Raw genomic sequence first — 24,369 nt, forward strand, 5'->3', positions numbered from 1 at the left:
CATTTTTTTACTGAATAGAAATCTCATCCTTGACCGGACCGTCTGATCGTTCTAAACTTAAGTTAGTTGACAGGGTAAATGACTCACTGGGACAAAATGAAGTTACACCTCAAAGCTGATATGGGGTGTTTTTTCTTCACCCTCGAGGGTGGTTGGGGTGCAATTTCTGTACTTGTATGATAAATGTATTCAATCATAGGGAGATGACGATGAGCAGACCATCGTTATTGATCGTAACAGCGTTATTGACCGTATTGATCGTCTTCTTGCCTCCAAGCAACAAGGCTTGGCTGTATAAATGGGAATCTCTTCTGGAGCCGGGGACGGAGCCTTCCCGGATGAACAGAATTGCCGATCCGCCTGAGCGCGGCTCGGAAAGAACAGAGCAGGATCGGAACAAGATCAACTCGCAAAAACCGGCCAATGAACGAGTTGCCTCGACCCCTGGTGCGGAAAAAAACGAATGGGTTCCCTTGACAACGCTGTCCCGACGGAACGTCTTTTACGTGAGTTTGGAAGAGGTCAAAAAACGTTTACATGTCGGGGCCAAAGTAGACAGGGAAGATGGCGAGATCTTTCTCTCCTTCGGGACAACCACTTTCCAATTGCTTCAAGATGTACCAGTGGTAAACATCAACGGGATTTACGCACCCCTCCAAGCGGCCCCCCTGATCGAAGACGGGCAGGTCTGGCTTCCCGTTTCCATGATTCAAAACCTATTGGGGCAAAAAATTTCCGGGAGCGGGGAAAAAGCCTTCTGGAAAGGGGACCCCACAGCCGTACCTGCATTTGCTCCACAAAAGAGATTGCCTCGAATGGCCGTAAGTCAGATGGCTGACTATCTTTCATTTTTACAGACACCGATCGCCGGAGCTCATGTCAGTACAAAGACCTCGCACTTGCCCGGAGCCCCCCGGGCCTACCGAAACGGGATCCATGAGGGAATTGACTGGTACAGCTATGGAACCGGCGTGAAGATTACCAAAAAAACGCCTGTCCTCTCCATGGCGGATGGAATCATCGTGAGGGCGGATCATGATTATAAAGAAATGACCGTTAGGGAGCGTCAGCGTTTGCTTGCTCGCGGCGTAAAAAATGACGGGCAAACTCCTGCTTACATATTGGATAAGCTTCGCGGAAGATCTGTCTGGATTCAATATGACAAAGGGGTGATGGCCCGTTACGTTCATCTGGACCGGATTTCCGGGAAAGTGAGAGCCGGGCAAAGAATTAAAGCAGGCGAAATCATCGGTTATGCGGGGAACTCGGGAACCAGTGACGGGGCAAAGGGGACCGGGAACGGCGTTCATTTGCACTTGGATATTTTCATTTACGGAGATTGGTTCTGGAAAAACTATTCCATGGCAGAACGAAGGGAAATATTGGAGCAGATCTTTAATCAAACCAAAAATCGCTGAAAAACGGCTCATTTTGGGTGTTAATCGGTGATGAAGATTAACCCCTTTTTTACTTTGCCTTCAAATTTATCCTTTATCATGGTATTATACAATGATGTCAACAGTAGGGCGGAGGTGGGCGCATGAGAAGTTTGGCTGCCTGGTTGGCTCGTTATGATCATAGTCTGATCCATCTGGTCAATTGTCAGTGGAAATGCCGTTTTTTCGACTGGTTGATGCCGCGCGTTACCCATCTGGGCGGAGCGACCGCGACTTTAAGTTTTCTCATCGGTTGGGTGATCCTGATGCCCAAAATGATCAAAATGTGGGCAGTTGAAGGGTTCGTAGCCCTGGTGAGCAGCCATTTGGCCGTTCACTTCCTCAAAATGTTTCTGCCTCGAATCCGTCCATATTTAAAGATCAAGCATCTCCACACTTTCCCGAATCCGCTGACTGATTACTCTTTTCCGTCCGGCCATACCACCGCTGCATTTTCGATTGCCGTAACCTATATCCTGCATGCACCTGCTCTCATCTTTATTTTTTTGCCTTATGCGGTGACCGTTGGTTTTTCGCGGATGTATCTGGCTTTGCATTATCCGACCGATGTGCTGATGGGGACTTGCCTGGGCAGCGGATTTGCCGTGGGAACTGTCTATCTGTTTGAGTTGCTGTAAATACCCGGAAAACGGATGCAACTGAATGAATGGCCGGAAACAAACCGGCAGTCTTTTTTTATTTATTCCCCGTGTTGACATGAAAAACCCAGCTGTCCCACATGATGACGGAAGGAAGCTGGGTTCTTTTTTTGTTCTGTTTTGAAACCCACTCGATTGCACGTCCTTTTCCGTATTCATTGGTTTATTGGTGTAAACATGCTGTCCTGTAATGCCCGTGTCTGGTCCGATTGATGTAGAGTGGCCTATCAGTGAAGAGGGTTGAAACAGATGGCTGATCAGCCAATCAGGGAATTGTTTTTTCCGTTTTTTTATTTTTTCGTTTATGGTAGAATAAAGTCGAGAACATATGTTTTAATAAGGGTTCCAAGGGTCTTTTCCCGGGAGCCTTTTTTTATCCGAAAACATCAAAGACTTTTCCGCTGATGTAAGTCACTCCCTCATCCAATTCGACGACCATGCCGTCCAAAAGGTTGATGACCAGTTCTTGACCGTTTGCCGATTCCAACTTCACGGTCAGCGGTTTCGATATCTCCGGGATCAGGTCTACGTTGACAAGGACTTTGGTTTCCTGATCATCCTCTTGATCATGCACGTTCGAAACCAGCCTGACATTATACCGGGGTTGCGTTTTCAGGTCGTTCATGAAATGATATAATTCGCTTGGCTCTCCGGTAACGCACAATTTTAGCAAAGCAAATCCCTCCTTGATTTTTTAAATCTCCTGAAATATTATTTTTTAGAGGCTGTAATTGAGCGAAAGAGAGTTGCTGTGTTTATAAGTATATAATTTTCGCTAAATTTTTTCAAACATTTAAAAATACAATCATCTAGCGGCTGCTTTTTTAAAAATAATCGTAAATCCAGTTGTGCGAAACAAATTTTTTGCAATTGCAAAATCTGTTTTTGGAGTTACACTGAAAATCTGAAAATCAGCGGCCATTGCCATACTAGACTTCATAGAAAATTTGATGTATTCTGAGGGGGAAAGGGGTGATACCACTGAAATACGCCAATCTGGCACAAATAGGCGAGCTGCTGCGCAAAAAGAGAAAAGAACTTGGGCTGCGCTTGGAAGATTTGGCAGATGAACAGATATCACCATCCACCATCAGTAACATTGAACGAGGAATGCCCCATGTAAACAGTGAGAAAGTGAACTATCTTTCCAATAAATTAGGCATCAACCTGGATGAACTGCCCGAACTCCTGGACGAAGAAAAGCAAAAATTGAGAGAAATTAAACTGAAGCTTACATATATCGAAAACGTGATTGACTTAGTGAGCAACGAGAAGTGCTTCGCAAACCTGAAAAGATTGAACTTGCCCCATAATCACCTTTATGCTTCCACGGTCCAGTACTTAAAAGGGAAATACTATATGAATAAACAGAAGTGGAACAAAGCACAAAACCACTTTCTGGAAGCGATCCGCTTGGAAGATCAATCGCCGGAACTTAATAAATCCAATATCAAGGCGGCTAGTTTAAACGAGCTTGCGCGTGCTTATTATTTCGAAAATAGATTGGAAGAGGCGTTGGAATACACGGAAGACGGAATCAAGTGCTTTGTTGAAAATGGAGAGCGGAAATATGTGAAATACATCTTGCTAGTCTCCAAAGCAGTTTATCTGGAAAAATTGGACCGCATCGATGAAGCCCAGTCCACTCTTCAGATGCTGTGGGAGGAAAGGGAAGAGATTGCGAGTTTGGAAGTTATTCTCAACATGTATGAGTTGAAGGCCGCGATATTGAAAAAGTTAAAGTCGTTTGACGAAGCGATCCGGGCGGCCAAGGAAGGCATCGATATTGCCAGGATCAATAAAGTGCACAACCGGTCGGTGGAACTGTTGATCACCTTGGGCGGGATTTACATGGAGACTGGGGATCTGGAAGCCGCGGAGAAAAGCTTTGTTGCGGCATTATGCATAAAGGAAAAGCTGGATAAAGAATATTTGTTAATCCCGGCCTATACGCAGATTGGCATGGTTTATCTGGAACAGAATAAACTGGAGGAAGCTCTTGAACATATCAAGGAAGCGGTCAAGATCGGGGAAAAGGCGAATGATGCGCTCCGCTACAGTCCCGCACTCATAGCTTTGGGAGATTATCATCAGAAAAACGGTGATCCGAAAGAAGCCATCCGTTATTACCAGAAAGCCCTGGATCTGGCCCGGAAGCATATGCAAGGTCATCAGGAACGCGAATTATGGTTTAAATTGGCCCAATGTTGGAATCAGATAGATAAGAATGAATTTCATAGATGCATGGAAAGATTGTTTATGATTGAAGTCCAGTTGAACAAGCCGAAACGAGAACAAATTTTCATTGAAAGGAGGTGAGTGGCTTGGCGCTCATCATCGTTCAACATACCGAACCACCAGGGACTTAATGGATCAAGCTGGTATTTCTTCCTGCACCGTATTTCCAACCGAGGGGAAAAATCAAGGATCTGATGGAGGAGGAGGAGAAGCATGACACTTATCATCGTAAAACAACAAACCGAGCCCCCTGGCACTTAAGTAGAGGCTCGATCAAAGCAGAAATATCTATCCATAGTTTTATTTTACTACAAAAGTCAGAAAAAAACAAAACCAACCCCAGCGTGTTCACACTTTTTTAACGTTGGGGTTGTTCCTTTTGAAAAAGGTTCCTTTCCGCGGGGACCTATTTGCCTTTCCGTTCGTTAAAGTACATGATCCGCCCATTGAATAAATGCAATTCCGCTTTCAGCTGTTTGGCCAAAAACTTGGAAAATTCGTTGGCCTTGGCTTTGTCGCCATGGGTGGCATTGTCCGGCAGGACGATTTGAATATAATGAGTTCCCGTCTCTGTTTCTTGACCGGTGCCAATCATCAAATAATAGTACTTGGCGGGGTTTTTTCCGGTTAATAACAGGTAACGGATCCCGTCTTGTTCCCGCTCTTCCATCTCATACGGGAAGGCGGCGGCTTGATAGTCCCAGCTTAACTGCTGTCCGGTCAGAGATGTCATCTCCTGGTAAAACTTCAGCAGGTTTTTGGTATCTTCCAGGCTGATTTCGTTCTGTTTCGAACCTTCCACCAACTTTATGTATGCGCTTTTACTCAAGGTAATCCTCCTCATACCCAGCATCAAAGCATCCAACATCATCTTAGCATGGGAATGAATCTCTAGGCAAATGACGGATAGGGAAGATTCAGCATGGTGAGCTTCGCTCGGACCCATCCGGCAGAGGAAAAAGCGCAGCATGAAGTTGAAATACTCAAAATTTTGATTGTAGTTTTTCTCTCGCTATGTTAAACTTTCTGTACTTTATATGTGATGATGGAGGAATTTCCGATGCGCAAAGCGGATCTTCTGGATGAGTTACGCTCTGAGATTGGCGTCGTATCAGACAAAAGCGCCGGCGAAATCGGGAGATTATATCGATTTGTTTGTGATATACTAGTGGAAAAAGTGGCCGTTTATCAAAGTGTAAGCATTTACCTCACCCATTCCGCCACATTTCAGTGCGAATATCACAGAGGCCATCGGCTGTTGCCGGATGAGGTCCCGTTTGGAGAAGGCTTATTCAGCCTTGCGGCCGTTCGCGGCGGGATCGTACGCGAAAAGATCGGAACGAGGACGGAAGTGTTTGTCCCGTTTTATCGGGGGCACCACTTGGTGGGTGAATTAGTGGTGATCAGCGCTCCCGGGGGGATGATTGACGATGAGGATGTCACCCTTTTCTGCGAGTTGGCTTCCCTGTTTGAAAGCAAAGTAAAAGAATGTAATTCATAAATTTGATTATGATGTTTGAAGGGAAGCAGATCAGGGTATTAATGTTATACTTGATCAAATTTTTGACGGCTTGTATAAATGAAGTATTTTTTTCTGTTAGAATCTCATTCTAAGGAAAAAAGTCTTCTAAATTAAAGTGAGGAGGAGATACCGTGAGCCTATATGATCGCCTGTATGACGAATCCGAAAAGGCCAAAGTACGATTTGTCGGCTTTATTTCCGAACATGGCCGCTACGATTTTGGAATTGTATACACCCACATGTTCTTCGGGAAACCGCTTGTGGTTTGTATGCAAACAGGACGCTCCTCGTTACTTTCTTTAGAAGATGCCGATAACCTGGAGTACTTACAAAAAATCTTCAATCTGAAGTCGAAGGAAGTGGCGGAGGAAATATCGATCTTCTTTAAAAATAATCTTCCTCCGTTAACCATGGAGGCCGAAGCGGAGCATTGAGCTTTGCGGTGAGCCGCAAATCCTGGATCATCCGGAAACCTGGCGAATTGATATCGCCAGGTATTTTTTATTTTATGGGATGTGACGTTGAAGATTCGTGTACTTCCGTGAATTGGAGGGAACCCCTTTTTATTTTTGCTATTTAAGCATATTATTTGACGATGATTGACATAAATAGTATAACATAATATACTATTAATACATCATAATAAGAGCGCTTACAAAAGCACGGATTCATCTGTTTATCCAGTGGAGGGGTTCGGATGGAAGCGATCATTTGCCAAACCTGTGATGAAGTGATCACTTATGTAGAATCGGAAAAAGTGGGAACTCTTTACGGGAAATGTACGGGCTGTGAGAAGCATGACCACAATACGGAACAATAAAATAGCCATAAAAAACGAACATCAGCCACCGCGCAAGCGGTGGCTGATTTACTTGATGACGCGCACTGTTTGAATGGTCGGATCCTCCGTTCCCTGAACAGGCAATCCCGCCTTGATGTGCTCCTGAATATAACTGATGTTCTCAGCCGTGATTCGTTCTCCCGGAAGCAGGACAGGAATCCCTGGCGGGTAGATCATGATAAACTCGGCAATAATTTTACCGGCCGATTCGGTGAGCGGAACGGACACCGTCTCGCTGTAAAAGGCATCGCGCGGACAGAGAGCCAATTCGGGAATATCCTGCAGGCGAATCCGCACTTGGTTCGTTTGTTCGGGATTGTAGAAGTGCTTGGATAAATCTTGCAAAGCCGTGATCAAAGAATCGATGGTTTCTGCTGTATCCCCGGGTGTAACCAGACAGAGAATGTTGTACAGATCGCTTAATTCCACTTCAATATTATGATGCTCGCGCAGCCATTTTTCCGCATCATGCCCGTTGATCCCCAAATGCTTCAGATGAATCAGCAGTTTGGTCTCATCCAGATCATACAGGGCATCGCTACCCAGCCACTCTCTTCCGATGCAGAGAAGGCCCGGGATTTCGTTGATATGCCGGCGCGCGTAATCAGCCAATTGCAGCGTGCGTTCGATGATCTCGCGGCCATGGATGGCCAGGTATCGCCGGGCCGTATCCAAAGAAGCGAGCAGCAGATAAGAAGTGGAGGTGGTGGTCAACATACTGATGATCGATTGCACCCGGCGTGGGTTGACCAATCCGCTCCGCACGTTGAGAATCGAGCTTTGTGTCAACGATCCGCCCAGTTTATGAACGCTGGTCGCAGCCATATCGGCGCCCGCCTGCATCGCGGACATGGGGAGGCGTTCATGGAAATGGGTGAGCACACCGTGTGCTTCATCCACCAGAACGGGGATTCCCCAGCGATGTACCCGTTCCACGATCTCTTTTAAGTTTCCGGCAACACCATAGTAAGTGGGATTGATCAGCAGGACTGCTTTGGTATCCGGATGCTGTCGGAGCGCCTTTTCCACTTCGCAAGCGGTCACACCGTGGGCGATGCCCAATTTTTCATCCATTTCGGGATGGACGAATACAGGCCGTCCTCCGGCGAGAATGACCGCGGAAAGAACCGACTTATGCACATTGCGCGGGACAATGATTTTATCTCCCGGATGAATTACCGACATGACCATGGTCATAATCGCTCCGCTCGTACCCTGAACAGAGAAAAAGGTATAGTCCGCACCAAAGGCTTCAGCGGCCAATTCTTGCGCTTCATGGATCACACCGTGGGGATGGTGCAGGTCATCCAGCGGTTCGATGTTTATCAAATCAATGGACAAGGCATTACGACCGATGAAGTCGCGAAATTCCGGATCCATGCCTTGCCCTTTTTTGTGTCCGGGTATATGAAATTGAACGGGATTTCTGTTGGCATGTTCTTTCAGTTTCGTGAACAGCGGCGTGCGATGTTGTCTGTCATTCATAGGTTCCGCCTGCCTTTTTGATTAATATGCACGACGGATAGTATAACAAAAACCATCCCGGAACAAAAGAAAAAATTCGTTGCAAAAATATGCAACGAATTCAACGATGATCCGCCCCAAGCGGGGAGGCTATGACAGGGCCAGTTTGTAGAGGGGCTGCAACCGCTCGAAAGTGGTTTCGATTTGTTTGACCAGCTCTTCTCCATTCATCTGTGTGGCCGATTGACGCGGAATCAGCATGCCGCACAAAAACTCGGCCTGCTTCACTTTTTCCAAACGGTTCAACATTTTCAGCACGTGTTCCGGTTCCATTTCTTTTTTCAACGTTACATCCGGTTTGGTGTGATCGTGGGAGATGTAATAGTTGTCGGGAATGGTCGGCCAGACTTCATCCAGTTGTTCACGCAGGTTTCTGGCAAACTACGCCTTTTTATCACACTCGTATATGAGAGCAAACCAGATAAACAGATGGAGATCGCGGATTCCAAATTGAAAATGAGGGAGTGATTTGTATCCGCGCCTGCTGGTGGACCAAGCGACCCAGGTCTCCTCAGGCGGGTTGACGGTGCGGCGCGCGTGTTTCGCGATATGTACGGCCACCGGTTCCCCGACCAGCATGGATAAGTAAGGCGCGATTTGCTCCCCGATCATTTCGAACTTGGGGCGGATTTGCCTTTTCAGAGCATACATGCGGGGCTCAAGCCCATCAATATTAAAAACTTCGAAATCATTTTCGATAAAATTCGGAGATCGCATGAATAGGGTCACCATCCAATCGATGTCATCCATTTTTTCATATCTTACCATAATGAAAACGAAAGCCCAAAAAATCTATGAAGCTCAATGTTGTGATTTTTAATTTTATATAACAAATACCGTTACGCTTTCATCTCGTGAGCGTAAAATAATCACAACTAAACCTTTCCATGAGCCGATCATGATCGGGATTCAAAACAGTGACATTTTGCTCTTCCAATGAAGTGAGAAATACTCTTCGGAACAAAACAAATTCGGGGATTTTATCTCCTTGTGACAGGTTTAATTCTTTTCATAAGGGGGCATGCTGTAGCCATAGCAGAAAAGTTTTCCAGATGTGGTCGGTGGGGACGCGAATACCGATTTTGCATCAGAAAAGGGGTGCAGTGGTACCGTGGAAGATGTAATCAAAGCCTACAAATGCCGCGATCCTGAGGAACGCATACCGGTGCTCAGATTGGAGCTGGATTACGAGCTGGCTCTCCTTCATGAGGCCATGATGGAAAACAGTACCCATAAAATCGATCAATGCAAAGCGCGGCTGGAAGAATTGCGAAAAGAAATGCTAATGTTGGAAGCTCTTTGAACAATTCCGTCTATTTGCTTAAGAAAGGAAAAGTAGAAGACTTTGTCGAAGGTGTAACCTGTGTCTCGGGGTAAAAAGACACAGGTTACATTATTTTTTTAGAGAAAGAGCTGTATAGATAGAGAGAAGATCAAGCGGGGAGGCAAAGCTATGGAGTGGAAAATTACAAAAGAACCGCTGGAATCACTGGCTACCGATGCGATTATCGTGTTTCATTCCCAAGGGGGCGAATCTGTTCAAGGGTATGCTCGTAAGGTAGACAAAGCACTCGACTATCGGATCTCAAGCTTAATTTCTGAAGGGGAAATCACCGGGGAACTGGGTGAAATAACTATTCTGCATAACTGGGGAAAAATTCCTTCCGGACGTGTCATCATTTCCGGACTGGGCAAAGAAGACAGGGCAGATCTCGGAAGATTAAAACACGCCGTGGCCGTTGCGGCGCGGAAAGCGCAAAAACTGGGATTAAAACAGCTTGGGCTTGGATGTCCCTCTTTTTTGATCGAAAGATATAATTCGGTCGATGTGGTCCAAGCGATCGTGGAAGGTGTGGAGCTGGGAACATACCAACACCAATCATATAAGTCGGAACAAAAGAAAAAAGAGATCGAAACCGTATGGCTTTTTGTGGAATCGATTTCTGAATCCGCCGTTCAAGCGGGAATCGAACGGGGTCAAGTATTTGCGAGAGCGACCAATTTTGCCCGATTCTTAGTACATGAGCCGGGAAACTATCTCACTCCGGAAAAGTTAGCCTTCCACGCCAAACGGATCGCGGAGAAACGCGAATTATCCATTGACATTTTAACGAAAGAGCAGTTAGTGGAGCAAGGCATGCATGCTCTTCTCGCCGTTTCCGGAGGCAGTGCGAATCCGCCGCGCATGATTGTCCTCTCTTATCAGGGGGCACCGGAAAGCCGGGAAATTCTCGGACTGGTCGGAAAAGGGGTCACCTTCGACAGCGGCGGTTTGCAGATCAAACCCAGCTCCAGCATGAATGGGATGAAAGGCGATATGGCTGGAGCGGCTGCGGTGCTCGGGGCGATGGATGCGATCGGCAAACTGAAGCCGCATTGCAATGTCCTTGCTGTCATTCCCGCGTGTGAAAACATGACAGGGGATCACGCCTATCGTCCCGGAGATGTTATCCGGACCTACAGCGGAAAAACGATTGAGGTGCATCATACAGACGCTGAGGGGCGGATTGTGTTGGCAGATGCCATTGCCTATGCAAAACGTCTCGGGGCAACGAAATTGGTCGATGTGGCTACTCTGACAGGAGCGGTTATTGTGGCATTGGGATATGAAGCCAGCGGTTTGATGACCAATCATGAAGCCTGGGGCAACGAGGTGAAAACGGCAGCCCGCATTGTCGGCGAACGTGTGTGGGAACTCCCTATGTTTGACGAGTATGAGGAATATGTGAAAAGCGAAATCGCAGATGTAAAGAACGACGCCGGGGCACCGGCCGGATCCATCCAGGGAGGAATGTTCCTCAAGCATTTCGCCGGTGATACCCCCTGGGTTCACCTGGATATTGCGGGGACGGCGGAATCCAAAAAAGAACACGGCATTCACCTGAAAGGCGCGACAGGGGCAATGGTCAGAACCCTTGTACAACTGGCCATCCGTTTTGCCTGACAGGAAGTGACCGGATCACGCCGGAATATGGAGGTCAGTTCGTTGGAGGTATATGTAACCGCGGAAGCAAAGAGAGTGCTGCTCAAGAAAAAACCGGATTCCGAAGCCGTTCTGAGAGTGGCGTCGATGGATGAAGGCTGTGGTTGCAGTGCTGATGTTTGGTTCGAAATGAATTGGGATCTTCCTCAGGAGACGGATGTGCGATTTCCTGCGGGGGAAGGTCTGATCGTTGCCGTAGATCCCCGCAGTATCCCTGCATTTGCTCCGGAAGTGATCGTTGATTATGAAAAAGAGCGGGGAACCTTCGTCTTAAAAAACAAAAATCAAATCTTCTTAAACCATATTTATATTTGAACGGGGGAGAGCCATGGCTCAAACACAGATATGTGCCCACCGCGGATGCTCGGCCGTTGCTCCCGAAAACACTTTGGCGGCTTTTCAAATGGCCATCGAGTCCGGCGCGGATGGGATTGAGTTGGACGTCCATCTGACACGGGATGGGGAGATTGTGGTCCTTCACGATGAAACGGTGGACCGAACCAGCGACGGCACGGGTTGGGTCAAGGATCTGGAGCTGTCTGAGATCAAACGATTGGACAGCGGGCGATGGTTTTCGGAGAAGTACAGGGGGGAGACCATTCCCACTTTATCGGAAGTGCTGGAGCTGGTCAGGGAGACAAACCTGTGGATCAATATCGAGCTGAAGAACAATATCGTCATTTATCCGCGGATGGAAGAGCTTGTGGTTGAAGCGGTCGAACGATATGGTTTACAGGACCGTGTCATTCTCTCCTCTTTTAATCATCATAGCCTGCGCCATTTAAAGCTTTACCGCCCGGGGCTGGAGCTGGCGGCTCTCTTCGGGGCCGGCTTGTATGAGCCATGGGTTTACGCCGAGCATTTGGGAGTGGATGCAATCCATCCTTATTATCCGGCTGTGACGGATGAGATGATTGCCGGGTGCCATGCCCGGGGAATCCGGGTACGGCCATACACCGTTGATGACCGGAAGCAGATGGAGAGGCTGATCTCAGCAAACGCCGATGCCATTATCACAAACTTTCCTCATCGCTTAAGAGAGCTGGTTGGTCCATAGATTCCAAGTTGCGACAGATTGAATGAAAGTGCTATGATAGATAAAGGTTCATCAGGCGCCCGGGAGAGGCGCTTTTTTGTATTAACAGGAGGAGAAACAGATGAAAATCGGATGTCATATAAGTGTAGCCAAGGGCTTCCACAAAGCTGCGATGCGGGCCCGAGAACTGGGGGCCGAGTCCTTTCAGGTTTTTACTAAGAATCCCCGCGGTTTGAGGCCGAAAAAAATCGATCTCGCCGATGCGGAGCGGGGAAAAGCATTTTGCGAGAAACACGGAATCACCCTGGTGGCGCATACGCCGTATATCACCAATTTATCCACTCCGAAACAGGATCTGCATGAAGTGACCATTCGGTCCATCAAAGAGGACTTGCATATTGCCGAGGCCTACGGGGCAGTCGGAGCCGTCGTTCACTGCGGCAAACACGTCGGAGAAGGGGAAGAGTACGGAAAACGGCGAATGATCGAGACCCTGAACCGCATTCTCTCCGATTATGAAGGAACGACCAAGTTGCTGTTGGAAAATACGGCAGGCCAGGGAAGCGAGCTGGGACTGACGATCAGGGAACTGATGGAAATCAGGAGCGCCACCGATTATCCCGAACGGATCGGCTTCTGTTTTGATACTTGTCACGGATTTGCTGCAGGGGTCTGGTCCGCGGATACGTATGAAGAGCTGTTGAAGGAAATGGAAGAGACAGGTTATCTGAATGAGCTGGTCGCGATCCATTTTAATGACAGCAAGGCCCCGTATAACAGCCGCAAAGACCGTCATGAGAAAATCGGAAAAGGGGAAATAGGTGCTGAAGCTTTGTCCCTGTTCTTGCGCGACAAACGCTTGGAAGGTTTGCCGGTCATCCTGGAAACCCCCGTGGAGGAAGAACAGGAATACGCGGACGAGATGGTGTATCTGCATGAATTGCGCTCACAGCGAGTGATTTGACAGGAAAGGTGGGTTGAACATTGTTAGGAGCTTTGCAGGTCTGGCTGGATGGACTTCATCCTTTGGCGATTTACTTGATCATTCTGGTACTGACGGGAATTATTTATAAGACAGCGTTTGCCCGCAAGCTACCGCCGCTGAAAAGCCTGGTCGTCTACCTCGTTCTGGCATTGGGCTGTTTGTTGTTAACCCTTTTTCACTATATGAGATTCCCCATGATTCCCGCTTTGTTCTTCACGGTGATATTAATCGTGGTAACGAGAGTGCGGCTCTATCTCAGTAAATCGAAACAAGAAAAGACGGAATAAAATCGGTAAGGCAACTCATCCATTTGGATTGGAGGGAAATCGGTTTGCAATTGACGGATGCCCTGTTTAACTGGTTGCAAATCCAAATTGTTTGGGAAGCGAGGCCAAACGACCGTTCAGCCCGGGATACCGTCCTCTTTTTTGAAGAGATGCTCCGGGAGGATCATCAGGTGACTCAACTTACAAAAAAAATCGATCAGCACACCTATGTGATCGAATATGAACAAAACGGGGAAGTGAAGTCGCAAACATTTCCGCGCGGAGCCGCTGAGCAACTGTTAAAGGATATCATGGCCGAACCGAAGTATAATCAATCATTTGAATGAAGATTTGTTTCTGTTTGGCTTAAAGTCTGTGGGAGGGAAGCGCCTCCTTTTTTTTTCTGGCGCTCGATCACCTGATGCGTAATTCGTTGATAGCAATCCGGGCAAAGTTGAATTTTATGCGGATGTTTCCGCAATTTTTTCTCCGTCCGTTTATCCGGCTTGAAAGCTTGGTCGCACAATATGCAAATCACTTTCATTGCGTAACGTCCTTTACTGTGGAGTGGGATGATCATGGATGAAGAAATGAATGCGAATCATCGCCTGCTTGTGTTTTATTCATTTCTTTTCATATCAGATAGTATACTATATCCCCCGGCAAATGGGGCAATAACCGGATGGAGAAAAAGAACAAAGCGAGAAATAGCTTCTCGCTTTGTTTGCCGTTTCTGTTGATCATCGGGGACGGGCGTCAGGTGTCTGGTTGAGGCGTTCCTGATTTACTTTGCTGGGTGCTTCTTCCCGTTTCTTCACTTCTTTGGAAGGCTGGGGGGAGATGCGCGCGGCGATTTCCGCGAGTTCTTCCATGATTCCCCCGACCGGGCGCCCGTTTCTTAGATCTTCATTCAATTCCCTGATCCGTTGTACCAGGTCCACATCAGCCGTGACTAAAGCGCGGGAACCTTGCGGGTCTTCCTGAAGCGCTTGAGCGACTGTGTATTTGAGCGTACCGACACGCCCCCGATCCAGGGTTGGATCTACATCAATCCCGACAATCGTGTAGGGTCCGAGCGAGATGGCGGTGGCATTTCGAACCTGAGGAACGCTGGCGGCAAGGTTCGCCATCCGCTGGGCGACAGCCTGGGGAGATTTATCTGCACGTTGTTCGGGAGCCGTCTGCCTGACTCTGACGGTTTCGGGGATTCTTTCAGCCCGGGGAGGGGCCGATTCGTTCGCCGGAGGTTCATTCGCCGGTTGGCAGCCCACAAGTGTCAAAAGCAATATTCCCATGAGGCCGATCCTCTTGTACAAACCTTTCATGTGTTGTCGTCCTTTCCTGGCTGTTTGCATTTAGTTTATCCGTGTCTTAAAAAAGAATGTATCGTGATCGGGCTTTGAACAATGATGCTGGTTGGGTGTAAAATGAAACCATCAGGTCTACGGGAGGAAAACAGGATGAACATTGAGACTTTTGTCTTGGGGCCGGTCATGACGAATGCGTATCTCGTCTATGACCATGAGAAAAAGAGTGGCATCGTGGTGGATCCCGGCATGGGGCCCGAACCGCTGCTCAACCGCATCAGGGAGCTCGGCTTGGAGATTGAAGCCATTCTGCTCACCCATGCTCACTTTGATCACATCGGAGGCTTAGAAGAACTGCGTCAATGGACGGGTGCCCCTGTCTATATCCATCGGGCGGAAACGGACTGGCTTACCGATCCCGATCAGAACGGATCGGGGCTGTGGCCGGGATTGCCGGCGATCACTTGCCGTCCTGCCGAGAATGTGCTGTCCGGTGGGGAAACGTTGTCTTTTTTGGGGGAAACATTTCGTGTGATACATACGCCGGGACATTCTCCGGGAAGTGTGACCTATGTATGCGGGTCGGTCATTTTCAGCGGAGATGTATTGTTTAAGGACTCGATCGGCCGCACGGATCTGCCCGGTGGTGACTATAAAACCTTGATGGATTCGATTCATCGCCACTTGATGGAGTTGCCTGAAGAGACGCGGGTATTATCCGGGCACGGACCTGAGACGACCATCGGACGGGAGCAGGAGCATAATCCTTTTGTGACAGGGTTGATTTGATATTCATGCTCACACAGGGTGCATCATCCTGTGTTTTTTTCGTATAAAGAAAACAAATGTGCTAGGTGCGACGGGAAACATAGGGGGGGCGGGGGCCTTTATCAACAGAGAGGGTTCAGTTTGAGAGAAATCCGGCATAAAATGAATGGGACGAGCAGTCAGCTTCGCCTCCATCGGTATCCTCATCCGTTTATGAGTGAAACAAATGTTTCATAATTGATAAAAAGTCCGGCAGGTTTTCTCGGTTAAGATAAAAGAGAGGTGTCGATCAACATGAACATGCGCAATGGGTTGATCCTGGTGGCCGTGGCCGTAGCCGTTATCGCCACCATCTGGGTAAATGTGCCAAACGGCAAGGACCTTCCTTCGGTAAAGACGAGCCCCGGCAAACAGAGCGAATGGCAAAAAAAGGGGAGTATTTCCCCAGCGTCCAACTGCTTGACAGGGGAAGGAAAAGTACGGGCCGAGAAAGGGTATTGTGCACCCAATTTCACTTTGCAAACCATGGATGGAAACAGAGTGGAATTATACAAGAATGACGGAAAGCCTTCCGTGATCAACTTCTGGGCCTCGTGGTGCGAACCTTGCCGCAAGGAGATGCCCGACTTTCAGCAAGCCTATGAGAAATACAAAGGACGGGTAAACTTTCTCATGGTGAATGAAACCGCCATGGAGGAAGATGAGGAAGCCGTTTATCATTTCCTGAAGGAGAATCGGTTTACGTTCCCCGTCCTGCTCGACCGTCTGACTGCCGATCAGAAAACAGTCGGGATGGATCAGTACGGGGTGCTGGGAGTACCGATGACCTTTGTCGTCGATGCGAACGGTGTCATCACCCACAAAAAGATCGGCATGATGACCGAAGGAGAAATCGAACAATTGATGCAAGCGATTACGAAATAAATCAGGGAGGGGGAAACGGATGGAACAAGTCACCTGGTGGCTGGCATTCGGGGCGGGAGTTCTCTCTTTTATCTCTCCGTGTTGTTTGCCGCTGTACCCATCCTATCTGTCCTATATCACCGGCATCTCGGTCGCGCAGCTGAAAGACTCGGAGCGGCCGCGGGAAGTGCAAAAACTGACATTGCTTCATACGCTGTTTTTTATCCTCGGATTCTCCTTAGTTTTTTATGCATTGGGCTATGCCGCCAGCTGGGTAGGGTATTTATTCAGCGATTATAAGGACCTGGTCCGCATGTTGGGCGCGATACTGATCGTCGTCATGGGACTTTTCCTGATGGGAATCTTTCAGCCCTCCTTTCTCATGCGGGAGAAAAAATGGCAGGTTTCCAAGAAAGGATTTGGCTACCTGAGTTCCACTCTCATCGGAATCGGGTTTGCTGCCGGGTGGACCCCCTGTATCGGACCCATCCTGGCCGCAGTCCTTTCCCTGGCGGCGGTCAGCCCGGAACGCGGGTTTGCTTCGATCACCGCCTATACGCTTGGTTTTGCCATTCCATTTTTTCTGATGGCCTTTTTTGTGGGACGGACCCGTTGGATATTGAAATATTCGTCACGCGTGATGAGAATCGGCGGCGGATTGATGGTGATCTTCGGCATCTTGTTGTACACCAATCAGATGACCTCCATCATCAATTGGTTCACCCGTCTGACCGGGGGCTTTACGGGTTTCTAGGTCTCTTTCAGGCTGAAGTGGGTTCGCCATTTCGGCTTTTTCTATTGGCTCTCTTTATGAACGGCTTCTGTTTTTGCTACAATCATGGATTAGGGGCAGAAAGCAGGTGATGACTGTGAACAAACAAGTGCGATACTGGATGCGGCGCATCATTTTTTTGGTCTTGATTGCGATGATCGGATTTGCTCTGTTTCAGTTGGTGGGGGAAGGGAAAAATCCGGAAGTGGGAGATGAAGCTCCTGACTTCAAGTTGACCACGCTGGACGGCAAAGAAATGAAGCTGAGCCAGTTAAGAGGCAAGGCGGTCATGCTAAATTTCTGGGCCAGTTGGTGTGAACCCTGCCGGACAGAGATGCCGGCGATGCAGAAGGTGTATGAGAAGTACAAAGATCAAGGGTTTGTCATTGTTGCGGTCAATATTGCCGAAACGGATGTGGCTGCCTCACAATTTGCCAAACAGTATGGTCTCACCTTCCCCATTTGGATGGACCGGGACCGGGAAGCGGTAAGGCTCTACCAGATCAGGCCGATTCCGACCTCGTTTTTTATCGATCCCGAGGGAATGATCCGCCGAAAAGTCGAGGGTCCGCTGGATGTGAGCAGATTAGAGCTTTATGTTAACCCCATTTTGCCTCGAACATAATTTGGTCTCGAATAAAGAAAATGTGGAGCTGATGGAGATGGGAAAATACCAGGATATCGAAGCTCGCGAATTCAGCCTTGCCCCGGAAGATGAGCGGAACCGTTATGTGCTTGTCGATGTGCGCACCGATGAAGAGTACCGGGATGGGCATATCCCAAATGCTCTTCACATTCCGCATGACCAGATGGAAACAAGATATCAAGAGCTGGAGCGATTTAAAGAACAAAAAATTCTGCTCATCTGCCGCAGCGGGCGGCGAAGTGTGATGGCTGCCCATGTTTTGGCCGATGCAGGTTTTCAGCATCTATATAATCTTAAAGGAGGGATGCTGGAATGGACCGGGCCGGTGGAGAAGGAGTAGAACAGAAAAAAATGCCGTATGCCCGAACGGCGAATTCGATTATGGAGTTGATCGGGCAAACTCCGCTGGTGCGCTTGCAGAGAATGGGGAAACCGGACTGGGCGGATGTATACGTGAAACTGGAAAAACTGAATCCCGGGGGAAGCGTGAAAGACCGCACCGCTTCCAATATGATCCGGTTTGCTGAGGAAAACGGATATCTGAAGCCGGGGGCCACCATCATTGAGCCGACCAGCGGAAACACGGGGATCGGCCTGGCCCTTGTCGGAGCCGCCCGCGGCTATCGCACCATTTTGGTGATGCCGGACACGATGAGCCGCGAAAGGATCAATATATTAAAAGCATACGGGGCGGAGGTGGTGTTATCCCCGGGAGAAGAACGGATGCCGGGAGCCATCCGTCTGGCGGAAAAACTAAAGCAGGAAATCCCCAATTCATTCATGCCCTATCAATTTGAAAACGAAGCGAATCCTCAGGTTCACCGTCTCACGACAGGTCCGGAGATTTTGGAGCAGATGGGCGGACATTTGGATGCTTTCGTCTCCACGGCAGGAACAGGGGGCACGATCACCGGAACGGGGGAATATCTGCGCGAGCATTTGCCGGACATTTTTATCGCGGTTGTGGAACCGAAGAATTCCCCTGTATTGGCAGGCGGCAAACCTGGCTCCCACCAGATCCCGGGAACCAGTCCCGGCTTCATTCCGCCCATCCTGAACCGGCATATTTACGATAAAATTTTCCATGTCAGCGATGAAGAAGCGATGGAGACCACCCGTCTCCTGGCAAGGAAAGAAGGAATTCTGGTCGGCCCTTCTTCCGGCGCTTCTGTCTGGGCCGCGCTTCAGGTTGCCGAACGATTGGGCAAAGGGAAAAGAGTGGTATGTATCGCTCCTGACACCGGAGAACGTTATTTGAGCACTTCGGTCTTCTCATTCGAGTGAGAAAGGAGCTTGGTCAGGTGCCGGAAGAGTTGCTTTCTGTGATCGTGAGCGAAATCCGACAGTCAGGGATGAACAAGATTCCTTTTTCCCGTTACATGGAACTGGCTCTCTACCATCCAAAGTGGGGATATTACAACCGGGAACACCCCAAGTTGGGGAGGGAGGGGGACTTTTTCACCAATGCCCACGTGGGAGACATTTACGGACGAGTATTAAGCCGCTTTTTTCTCAAAAAGAGGGAACAAGTCAACCCTCAGGGCAAATGGGCGATTGTCGAAATGGGTGCAGGGGATGGCCGCCTGGCGGAACAAGTGGCTCAAGGTTTGCTCGAGGCGGGCCAGGATCCGGCACAGATCCATTTTTATCTGGTTGAGAAGAGCCCCTACCATCGAAAATTGCAACAGGCACGCCTTGCCGGTCTCCCCGTTCCGTTCGCCCAGGTGGATCACATCGGGCAAATTCCTCCCTATCCCTTTAGCATCGTTTACAGTAACGAGCTGGTTGACGCTTTCCCCGTTCATCGGATAAAAAAAGAGAGAGGACAACTTTTGGAAGCCTATGTAGCATGGGATGCCGATTTGCAAACATTGACGGAGGTGTGGATTCCGCTCACAAACCCCGGGATTTGCGCCTATCTCTCCCGCTTGTCGATCCGGCTTCCGGAAGGACAGCAGATGGAAGTTCATCTGGCCGCGATGGAATGGCTCAAAAAGGTTGCTTCTTGGATGAAGAAAGGGTATCTTTTAACCATCGATTACGGCGGGCGTCATGCTGAATTACTCGACCGCCGTTACGGCACTCTCCGCTCATACCGGCATCACCGGCTTTCGTCGGATTGGTATAGCCGACCGGGGGAGATGGACATAACGAGCCATGTCAATTTTGAGGCGCTTGAGATTCTGGGTGAAGATGTTGGCCTTTCCGTTCTTTCGTACCAGTCTCAATCGCGCTTTTTGCTGGAGGCAGGCATCCTGGAATGGTTGCCACCGGAGTTGCCGGGCGATCCGTTTACCCCTGAGGCCAAGCGGAAAAGGGCCATTCAACAACTCATCTTTCCTCAGGCGATGGGGGAAGCGTTCCAAGTCCTGCTGCAAGCCAAAGGGTTGCAGCATCCATGCTGACAGAGACAGGATTCTAAAATACGAAATGAAAGAGGATGGAATAAGGATGATCATTCAACCCAAGTTTCGCGGATTTATTTGCACCACTGCCCATCCGACCGGATGTGCAAAACAAGTTCAAGAGCAAATTGACTATGTGAAAAGCCAAAAGCCGATTCAGGGACCGAAGAAGGCATTGGTCATCGGAGCATCCACCGGTTACGGCCTGGCGTCCAGAATTGCTCTCACCTTTGGCGCCGGAGCGGATACCATCGGCGTATTTTTTGAAAAGCCGGGTTCGGAAAAACGCACAGCTACAGCCGGCTGGTACAATACGGCTGCATTTGAAAAAGCGGCCACGGAAGCGGGCTATGTGGCCAAAAGCATCAACGGCGATGCTTTCTCCAACGAGATCAAACAAGAGACGATCGACCTGATCAAAAAGGAATTTGGCAAAGTGGATATCGTCGTTTACAGCCTGGCAGCACCGAGGCGGGTTCATCCTGATACGGGCGAAGTTTTTTCTTCCGTGTTGAAGCCGATCGGACAGGCATATACCAATAAAACGGTGGATTTCCATACCGGAAAGGTATCAGAAGTGACCCTGGAACCGGCGACAGAAGAAGAAATCAGACACACGGTGGCCGTCATGGGCGGAGAAGACTGGAAAATGTGGATCGATGCTCTGGAAGAGGCCGGTGTGCTCGCAGATGGCGTGATCACCCTTGCCTATTCCTACATCGGACCCAAAATCACTCATCCCGTCTATCGGGAAGGAACTGTTGGCCGGGCGAAAGACCATCTGGAAGCCACGGCCCACGAATTGGATGCCCAGTTGAAAAAGCTGAACGGGCGCGCGTTCGTCTCCGTCAACAAAGCGGTGGTGACGCAATCCAGCTCGGCCATTCCGGTTGTGCCCCTGTACATATCCCTCCTCTTTAAAGTGATGAAAGAGAAAGGGCTCCATGAAGGCTGTATCGAACAGATGTACCGCCTTTTTGCGGACAGGCTCTATTCCGGTTCGTCCGTGGAAGTGGATGAAGCAGGCCGCATCCGCGTGGATGACCTGGAAATGAGGGAAGACGTGCAGGAAGAGGTCTTGGCTCTTTGGAACCAGGTCGACAGCGAGAGCCTAAAATCCATCTCCGATCTTGAAGGGTACCGGACAGACTTCTTCCAGTTGTTTGGTTTTGAAACGGACGGCGTGGATTACGAAGCCGATGTGAATCCTGATGTGAAAATTCCCAGCCTGAATGCTTAATGACCGGCAAAAACAAAAAGGGAGCCGGGGGCGATCCCCTTGCTCCCTTTTTCTCCGGGTGAAAGAAAAAAGCTCCCGATCGGGAGCCCGGCTTTTGACGGAATCATGATCAGTGCATCATGAATGTTGAGTACACAACCATACCTACAAAAGAAAGGAACATATATCCGCCAAATAAGTACATATAGGTTCGCTCGGTCAGGCCGAGGTAACCCAATCCGACAAACAGCACGGTTTGTACCGCAAAGAGGGCGGCTGGAATATACATATGACCTGCTAGGAACATCAGTGCGATGACGAAGGTCCAGAATCCGAGTACTCGAAACATGCGGTCCACGTGCCCCACTCCTTCCTAACTGATGCCTTCTCACGCATCAATAAGTATCTGCCTTAATCCAACACAGGTTTATTATACCCTCCGCCCCTGAGTGTATCAAGCGAAGGAGAAAGGATGTTCAAAATGCAGACACTTCTTACTTCCAAACAAGATGACATCGGCTGGATTCGCTTTCACCGGCCAACGGTGAGAAATGCGGTCAATCTTCAGATGATGGATGAATTGGAACAGATCATCGAACGGTTCGCAGATGATGAGGAGATCGGGGTCATTGTGTTCAGCGGGGATGAACGAGCTTTTGTTTCCGGAGGGGATCTGGAGGAATTTCATCAACTGACCGGCCGGGAGATTTACCTGGTGATGAAACGGATGGGTCAAATCCTGGAGCGCATTTATCAGTTGGATGCCATCACCATCGCCGCTGTGGAAGGAGCCGCGGTGGGAGGAGGGTGCGAGATTGTGGCCGGTTGCGATTTTTGCCTCGCTTCAGATCAAGCGAAATTCGGGATGATCCAGGTGACACTGGGGATCACAACAGGTTGGGGAGGAGCCAGCCGTTTATTTCGGAAAATCGGAACCAGCCGCGGGCTGGAGCTCCTTTTAACCGGTGAAATCCTTACCAGCGTACAGGCCAAGGAATACGGACTGATTAACCATATTTTTCCGCACGAACGATTCACGGAAGAGGTGGCCGCCTTTGCCAAGCGTCTAGCAAGTGTGCCGGCCAAAGTGAGGAAAACATATAAACAGATCGCCCGCCAGGTAGAAAAAGGCGTCTCCTCTTCTGCACTTTATCCCTTGGAAGCGAAGAGTTGTTCCGAATGCTGGGGGACGGAGGAACATCGAAGAGCAGTGGAATCTTTTTTAAACCGGACGCGCGGCAACCGTTCATAGGATTAAGGAAACTTTCAGGAAAAAAGCCCTTCAGACAGGGCTTTTTTTATTGGAAGGAAGGCCGGTGGAATTCAGGTATACTTCCAATTGCACTTGGTAATAAAAATTAGTAGAAGCATATACTATGACTTATATCATTTGCATACAGTAAAGTGACGGAATATTAGACTATGTATGCTAGTCGAAGGACAGGAGGTACCAGCATGGCTGTGAAACGCCAAGATGCATGGACACCGGAGGACGATATGGTTTTAGCTGAAGTGACGCTCCGGCATATTCGCGACGGCGGAACCCAGTTGTCCGCTTTTGAAGAAGTGGCGGAGAAACTGGGCAGAACCCCGGCCGCGTGCGGTTTTCGTTGGAACAGTTCCGTTCGTAAAAAATATGAAGCCGCTATTCAAATTGCCAAAGCCCAACGGCAGAAGAGAAACCAGGAAAAAAAGAGAAACCTCTCATACCGCTCTTATTCCAATGACCTCGGTACCATGGATGATCCCGCTTATTCATTAGATAATATCATCCGTTTTTTGAGGCAGCATAAAAATGAAGTGAATGAGCTGCGCAGACAGCAAAAACAGCTAGAGAAAGAGTTGGAAGAACGAGAGATGCAACTCAAAAAGCTGGAGCGGGAGAATAACGAGATGAAAAGTCAGCTCAACCATGTGCAGAGCGATTACCGGATCGTTAACGACGATTATCGCACGTTGGTCCAAATTATGGAGCGTGCGCGTAAAATGGCACTTTTGACCGATGAAGAGGAAGCATTGGGAAAAACCAAATTCCGCATGGAGGAAAACGGGAATTTGGAAAGAGTGGATAAATGACGTTAAAATGATCGAGACCCACAATCCCCGGGAAGGTGGGTCTTTTTTTGTGGAAAATAACCCCTGCTTCGTTTGGGCTGCCCGGTGATCATCCCGGGGTTTGGGCAGGATGTCTGACTGGTCTCTATAAGCTAGTCTCTCAATTTGACGCCGGGAGGAAGCCAAACATAAGGACTCTCTCCCCGGTCCCTTTCGGGGTTGTAGCGAACCGGTTGAAAGCCCATTTTTAGCCAGAACGGGTCAGATCGATGCCTGGCGTTGGTTTTTACCGGCAGAGACAAGCTTTTTGCATAGGAAACCAGCGCGGTTCCCAACCCTTGATTGCGATACTGGGGCAATACTTCCAGTTTCCAGATTTCATAATAATCCTGGGCGGGTTCAAAATAGCGGTCATATTTGGCATCCACCCGGTATAAACTGATGCGTGCCACCAGGTTACCATCCTGGTAGATGCCGTAAAAAGGAGAGTTATTGTCGTTTTCCACCATATTGGCTTCCAGATCTTCCAACATGGAAAGTTCCGGAAGTCCATATTCATGAAATTTTTGGAATTCCTCTAATGTCTTATAGTTAATCTTCAGCCTTTCGACTTTGGGTGATTGCATGGTTCGGTTCCCCCCTGGCGTTTTGCTGTGATTTGCCCTTATTGTATCATAAGTCAAATCAAGCAGGATAAAAAACGGACACTGTCGAACCACTTAGAATGGATCTCTATATTCTCCTGTTGCTTCATATGCATTTATAAGAAAATAATATGAATATAGGGATGTTTTTGCATTTGCT

30 protein-coding genes and 1 pseudogene are annotated in these 24,369 nt (G+C 48.7%); 23 read left to right on the forward strand and 8 right to left on the reverse strand.

Going from position 1 to position 24,369, the window contains the following annotated elements; genetic code table 11:
* Positions 1 to 209: 209 nt before the first annotated feature.
* Positions 210 to 1,418 carry a M23 family metallopeptidase gene (locus tag BMW55_RS07410; RefSeq protein WP_170839804.1) on the forward strand — a complete coding sequence of 403 codons (1,209 nt, stop codon included), beginning with the start codon at positions 210 to 212 and terminating at the stop codon, positions 1,416 to 1,418.
* 122 nt (positions 1,419 to 1,540) lie between these two features.
* Positions 1,541 to 2,074, forward strand: coding sequence for a phosphatase PAP2 family protein (locus BMW55_RS07415; protein ID WP_089966857.1), 534 nt, complete (start codon positions 1,541 to 1,543; stop codon positions 2,072 to 2,074).
* Positions 2,075 to 2,468: 394 nt separating this feature from the next.
* On the opposite strand, the gene BMW55_RS07420 is transcribed toward BMW55_RS07415, so the two are convergent.
* Positions 2,469 to 2,768: a hypothetical protein gene (locus tag BMW55_RS07420; RefSeq protein ID WP_089966859.1), complete on the reverse strand. Its 300-nt coding sequence runs from the start codon at positions 2,766 to 2,768 to the stop codon at positions 2,469 to 2,471.
* A gap of 299 nt (positions 2,769 to 3,067) precedes the next feature.
* On the opposite strand from BMW55_RS07420, the gene BMW55_RS07425 reads away from it, so the two are divergent.
* Positions 3,068 to 4,414 carry a helix-turn-helix domain-containing protein gene (locus tag BMW55_RS07425; protein WP_089966861.1) on the forward strand — a complete coding sequence of 449 codons (1,347 nt, stop codon included), beginning with the start codon at positions 3,068 to 3,070 and terminating at the stop codon, positions 4,412 to 4,414.
* Between the two features lie 325 nt (positions 4,415 to 4,739).
* On the opposite strand, the gene BMW55_RS07430 is transcribed toward BMW55_RS07425, so the two are convergent.
* On the reverse strand, positions 4,740 to 5,162 hold the full coding sequence (locus BMW55_RS07430) for a DUF1885 family protein (RefSeq protein WP_089966863.1): 423 nt from the start codon (positions 5,160 to 5,162) through the stop codon (positions 4,740 to 4,742).
* A 231-nt stretch (positions 5,163 to 5,393) separates the two neighbouring features.
* Here BMW55_RS07430 and BMW55_RS07435 point away from each other — a divergent pair, with 231 nt between their 5' ends.
* From BMW55_RS07435 to BMW55_RS07445, 3 genes are all read left to right on the forward strand, one after another.
* Positions 5,394 to 5,834 (forward strand): hypothetical protein, encoded by a 441-nt coding sequence (locus tag BMW55_RS07435; protein WP_089966865.1) that lies wholly within the window; start codon positions 5,394 to 5,396, stop codon positions 5,832 to 5,834.
* Between the two features lie 152 nt (positions 5,835 to 5,986).
* Positions 5,987 to 6,289: a DUF3055 domain-containing protein gene (locus BMW55_RS07440; protein ID WP_089966866.1), complete on the forward strand. Its 303-nt coding sequence runs from the start codon at positions 5,987 to 5,989 to the stop codon at positions 6,287 to 6,289.
* 263 nt (positions 6,290 to 6,552) lie between these two features.
* Complete coding sequence (locus BMW55_RS07445; protein ID WP_089966868.1) at positions 6,553 to 6,675, forward strand: GapA-binding peptide SR1P; 123 nt, start codon at positions 6,553 to 6,555, stop codon at positions 6,673 to 6,675.
* Between the two features lie 48 nt (positions 6,676 to 6,723).
* On the opposite strand, the gene BMW55_RS07450 is transcribed toward BMW55_RS07445, so the two are convergent.
* On the reverse strand, positions 6,724 to 8,181 hold the full coding sequence (locus BMW55_RS07450; RefSeq protein ID WP_089966871.1) for an aminotransferase class I/II-fold pyridoxal phosphate-dependent enzyme: 1,458 nt from the start codon (positions 8,179 to 8,181) through the stop codon (positions 6,724 to 6,726).
* Between the two features lie 129 nt (positions 8,182 to 8,310).
* Positions 8,311 to 8,988: pseudogene (locus BMW55_RS07455) on the reverse strand (YktB family protein).
* A 343-nt stretch (positions 8,989 to 9,331) separates the two neighbouring features.
* On the opposite strand from BMW55_RS07455, the gene BMW55_RS07460 reads away from it, so the two are divergent.
* The 7 genes from BMW55_RS07460 to BMW55_RS07490 all read left to right on the forward strand — a co-directional run bounded on the left by BMW55_RS07460 (position 9,332) and on the right by BMW55_RS07490 (position 13,837).
* A complete protein-coding gene (locus BMW55_RS07460; RefSeq protein WP_089967007.1) occupies positions 9,332 to 9,523 on the forward strand; it encodes a hypothetical protein in 192 nt (63 codons plus the stop codon).
* 150 nt (positions 9,524 to 9,673) lie between these two features.
* Positions 9,674 to 11,164, forward strand: a complete 1,491-nt coding sequence (locus BMW55_RS07465) for a leucyl aminopeptidase (protein WP_089966873.1) — start codon at positions 9,674 to 9,676, stop codon at positions 11,162 to 11,164.
* 42 nt (positions 11,165 to 11,206) lie between these two features.
* Positions 11,207 to 11,518 carry an iron-sulfur cluster biosynthesis family protein gene (locus BMW55_RS07470; RefSeq protein ID WP_170839805.1) on the forward strand — a complete coding sequence of 104 codons (312 nt, stop codon included), beginning with the start codon at positions 11,207 to 11,209 and terminating at the stop codon, positions 11,516 to 11,518.
* A gap of 13 nt (positions 11,519 to 11,531) precedes the next feature.
* Entirely contained in the window at positions 11,532 to 12,260 is a 729-nt protein-coding gene (locus BMW55_RS07475) for a glycerophosphodiester phosphodiesterase (RefSeq protein ID WP_089966877.1), read from the forward strand.
* Positions 12,261 to 12,360: 100 nt separating this feature from the next.
* Positions 12,361 to 13,203 (forward strand): deoxyribonuclease IV, encoded by an 843-nt coding sequence (locus BMW55_RS07480; RefSeq protein ID WP_089966879.1) that lies wholly within the window; start codon positions 12,361 to 12,363, stop codon positions 13,201 to 13,203.
* Positions 13,204 to 13,223: 20 nt separating this feature from the next.
* Entirely contained in the window at positions 13,224 to 13,511 is a 288-nt protein-coding gene (locus BMW55_RS07485) for a YlaH-like family protein (RefSeq protein WP_244527479.1), read from the forward strand.
* A gap of 44 nt (positions 13,512 to 13,555) precedes the next feature.
* Positions 13,556 to 13,837 (forward strand): hypothetical protein, encoded by a 282-nt coding sequence (locus BMW55_RS07490; RefSeq protein WP_089966881.1) that lies wholly within the window; start codon positions 13,556 to 13,558, stop codon positions 13,835 to 13,837.
* Here the strand turns inward: BMW55_RS07490 and BMW55_RS19935 are convergent.
* Both BMW55_RS19935 and BMW55_RS07500 read right to left on the reverse strand, forming a co-directional pair.
* A complete protein-coding gene (locus tag BMW55_RS19935; RefSeq protein WP_089966883.1) occupies positions 13,822 to 14,070 on the reverse strand; it encodes a DUF2197 domain-containing protein in 249 nt (82 codons plus the stop codon). The two genes, BMW55_RS07490 and BMW55_RS19935, sit on opposite strands and share 16 nt — an antisense overlap.
* 160 nt (positions 14,071 to 14,230) lie before the next feature.
* Positions 14,231 to 14,785, reverse strand: coding sequence for a YhcN/YlaJ family sporulation lipoprotein (locus BMW55_RS07500; RefSeq protein ID WP_089966886.1), 555 nt, complete (start codon positions 14,783 to 14,785; stop codon positions 14,231 to 14,233).
* Positions 14,786 to 14,950: 165 nt separating this feature from the next.
* Here BMW55_RS07500 and BMW55_RS07505 point away from each other — a divergent pair, with 165 nt between their 5' ends.
* The 8 genes from BMW55_RS07505 (at position 14,951) to fabV (ending at position 21,531) form a co-directional block, all read left to right on the forward strand.
* Positions 14,951 to 15,586 (forward strand): MBL fold metallo-hydrolase, encoded by a 636-nt coding sequence (locus tag BMW55_RS07505; RefSeq protein ID WP_089966888.1) that lies wholly within the window; start codon positions 14,951 to 14,953, stop codon positions 15,584 to 15,586.
* Positions 15,587 to 15,859: 273 nt separating this feature from the next.
* Positions 15,860 to 16,489: a TlpA family protein disulfide reductase gene (locus tag BMW55_RS07510; RefSeq protein ID WP_089966891.1), complete on the forward strand. Its 630-nt coding sequence runs from the start codon at positions 15,860 to 15,862 to the stop codon at positions 16,487 to 16,489.
* A 19-nt stretch (positions 16,490 to 16,508) separates the two neighbouring features.
* A complete protein-coding gene (locus BMW55_RS07515) occupies positions 16,509 to 17,222 on the forward strand; it encodes a cytochrome c biogenesis CcdA family protein (RefSeq protein WP_089966893.1) in 714 nt (237 codons plus the stop codon).
* Between the two features lie 109 nt (positions 17,223 to 17,331).
* On the forward strand, positions 17,332 to 17,865 hold the full coding sequence (gene resA / locus BMW55_RS07520) for a thiol-disulfide oxidoreductase ResA (protein WP_244527485.1): 534 nt from the start codon (positions 17,332 to 17,334) through the stop codon (positions 17,863 to 17,865).
* 37 nt (positions 17,866 to 17,902) lie between these two features.
* Entirely contained in the window at positions 17,903 to 18,226 is a 324-nt protein-coding gene (locus BMW55_RS07525) for a rhodanese-like domain-containing protein (protein WP_089967013.1), read from the forward strand.
* Positions 18,199 to 19,170 carry a cysteine synthase A gene (cysK, locus tag BMW55_RS07530; protein ID WP_089966895.1) on the forward strand — a complete coding sequence of 324 codons (972 nt, stop codon included), beginning with the start codon at positions 18,199 to 18,201 and terminating at the stop codon, positions 19,168 to 19,170. Before BMW55_RS07525 ends, cysK begins: the two co-directional genes overlap by 28 nt.
* A gap of 17 nt (positions 19,171 to 19,187) precedes the next feature.
* Positions 19,188 to 20,291, forward strand: coding sequence for a class I SAM-dependent methyltransferase (locus BMW55_RS07535; RefSeq protein ID WP_089966898.1), 1,104 nt, complete (start codon positions 19,188 to 19,190; stop codon positions 20,289 to 20,291).
* 46 nt (positions 20,292 to 20,337) lie between these two features.
* On the forward strand, positions 20,338 to 21,531 hold the full coding sequence (fabV, locus tag BMW55_RS07540) for an enoyl-ACP reductase FabV (protein ID WP_089966899.1): 1,194 nt from the start codon (positions 20,338 to 20,340) through the stop codon (positions 21,529 to 21,531).
* Between the two features lie 109 nt (positions 21,532 to 21,640).
* On the opposite strand, the gene BMW55_RS07545 is transcribed toward fabV, so the two are convergent.
* Positions 21,641 to 21,868 carry a DUF2626 family protein gene (locus BMW55_RS07545; RefSeq protein WP_089966901.1) on the reverse strand — a complete coding sequence of 76 codons (228 nt, stop codon included), beginning with the start codon at positions 21,866 to 21,868 and terminating at the stop codon, positions 21,641 to 21,643.
* A gap of 123 nt (positions 21,869 to 21,991) precedes the next feature.
* Here BMW55_RS07545 and BMW55_RS07550 point away from each other — a divergent pair, with 123 nt between their 5' ends.
* Both BMW55_RS07550 and BMW55_RS07555 read left to right on the forward strand, forming a co-directional pair.
* Complete coding sequence (locus BMW55_RS07550; protein ID WP_170839808.1) at positions 21,992 to 22,762, forward strand: enoyl-CoA hydratase/isomerase family protein; 771 nt, start codon at positions 21,992 to 21,994, stop codon at positions 22,760 to 22,762.
* A gap of 203 nt (positions 22,763 to 22,965) precedes the next feature.
* The gene (locus BMW55_RS07555) at positions 22,966 to 23,586 is read left to right on the forward strand and encodes an RsfA family transcriptional regulator (protein WP_089966905.1); all 621 of its coding nucleotides are present in this window, start codon (positions 22,966 to 22,968) and stop codon (positions 23,584 to 23,586) included.
* A gap of 131 nt (positions 23,587 to 23,717) precedes the next feature.
* Here the strand turns inward: BMW55_RS07555 and BMW55_RS07560 are convergent, their stop codons facing one another.
* On the reverse strand, positions 23,718 to 24,191 hold the full coding sequence (locus BMW55_RS07560) for an N-acetyltransferase (protein WP_089966907.1): 474 nt from the start codon (positions 24,189 to 24,191) through the stop codon (positions 23,718 to 23,720).
* Positions 24,192 to 24,369: the final 178 nt, after the last annotated feature.

Origin of the sequence: Lihuaxuella thermophila, from assembly GCF_900110165.1 — a bacterium.
GTDB lineage: Bacteria > Bacillota > Bacilli > Thermoactinomycetales > Thermoactinomycetaceae > Lihuaxuella > Lihuaxuella thermophila.

Bases quoted from the DNA above. Each gene is read 5' to 3' on its own strand.
- BMW55_RS07410 (WP_170839804.1), top strand. From the start codon at position 210: ATGAGCAGACCATCGTTATTGATCGTAACAGCGTTATTGACCGTATTG.
- BMW55_RS07415 (WP_089966857.1), top strand. From the start codon at position 1,541: ATGAGAAGTTTGGCTGCCTGGTTGGCTCGTTATGATCATAGTCTGATC.
- BMW55_RS07435 (WP_089966865.1), top strand. From the start codon at position 5,394: ATGCGCAAAGCGGATCTTCTGGATGAGTTACGCTCTGAGATTGGCGTC.
- BMW55_RS07445 (WP_089966868.1), top strand. From the start codon at position 6,553: ATGGAAGCGATCATTTGCCAAACCTGTGATGAAGTGATCACTTATGTA.
- BMW55_RS07450 (WP_089966871.1), bottom strand. From the start codon at position 8,181: ATGAATGACAGACAACATCGCACGCCGCTGTTCACGAAACTGAAAGAA.
- BMW55_RS07465 (WP_089966873.1), top strand. From the start codon at position 9,674: ATGGAGTGGAAAATTACAAAAGAACCGCTGGAATCACTGGCTACCGAT.
- BMW55_RS07475 (WP_089966877.1), top strand. From the start codon at position 11,532: ATGGCTCAAACACAGATATGTGCCCACCGCGGATGCTCGGCCGTTGCT.
- BMW55_RS07480 (WP_089966879.1), top strand. From the start codon at position 12,361: ATGAAAATCGGATGTCATATAAGTGTAGCCAAGGGCTTCCACAAAGCT.
- BMW55_RS19935 (WP_089966883.1), bottom strand. From the start codon at position 14,070: ATGATCATCCCACTCCACAGTAAAGGACGTTACGCAATGAAAGTGATT.
- BMW55_RS07500 (WP_089966886.1), bottom strand. From the start codon at position 14,785: ATGGGAATATTGCTTTTGACACTTGTGGGCTGCCAACCGGCGAATGAA.
- BMW55_RS07505 (WP_089966888.1), top strand. From the start codon at position 14,951: ATGAACATTGAGACTTTTGTCTTGGGGCCGGTCATGACGAATGCGTAT.
- BMW55_RS07510 (WP_089966891.1), top strand. From the start codon at position 15,860: ATGAACATGCGCAATGGGTTGATCCTGGTGGCCGTGGCCGTAGCCGTT.
- BMW55_RS07515 (WP_089966893.1), top strand. From the start codon at position 16,509: ATGGAACAAGTCACCTGGTGGCTGGCATTCGGGGCGGGAGTTCTCTCT.
- resA (WP_244527485.1), top strand. From the start codon at position 17,332: ATGACTGTGAACAAACAAGTGCGATACTGGATGCGGCGCATCATTTTT.
- BMW55_RS07525 (WP_089967013.1), top strand. From the start codon at position 17,903: ATGGGAAAATACCAGGATATCGAAGCTCGCGAATTCAGCCTTGCCCCG.
- cysK (WP_089966895.1), top strand. From the start codon at position 18,199: ATGGACCGGGCCGGTGGAGAAGGAGTAGAACAGAAAAAAATGCCGTAT.
- fabV (WP_089966899.1), top strand. From the start codon at position 20,338: ATGATCATTCAACCCAAGTTTCGCGGATTTATTTGCACCACTGCCCAT.
- BMW55_RS07550 (WP_170839808.1), top strand. From the start codon at position 21,992: ATGCAGACACTTCTTACTTCCAAACAAGATGACATCGGCTGGATTCGC.
- BMW55_RS07555 (WP_089966905.1), top strand. From the start codon at position 22,966: ATGGCTGTGAAACGCCAAGATGCATGGACACCGGAGGACGATATGGTT.
- BMW55_RS07560 (WP_089966907.1), bottom strand. From the start codon at position 24,191: ATGCAATCACCCAAAGTCGAAAGGCTGAAGATTAACTATAAGACATTA.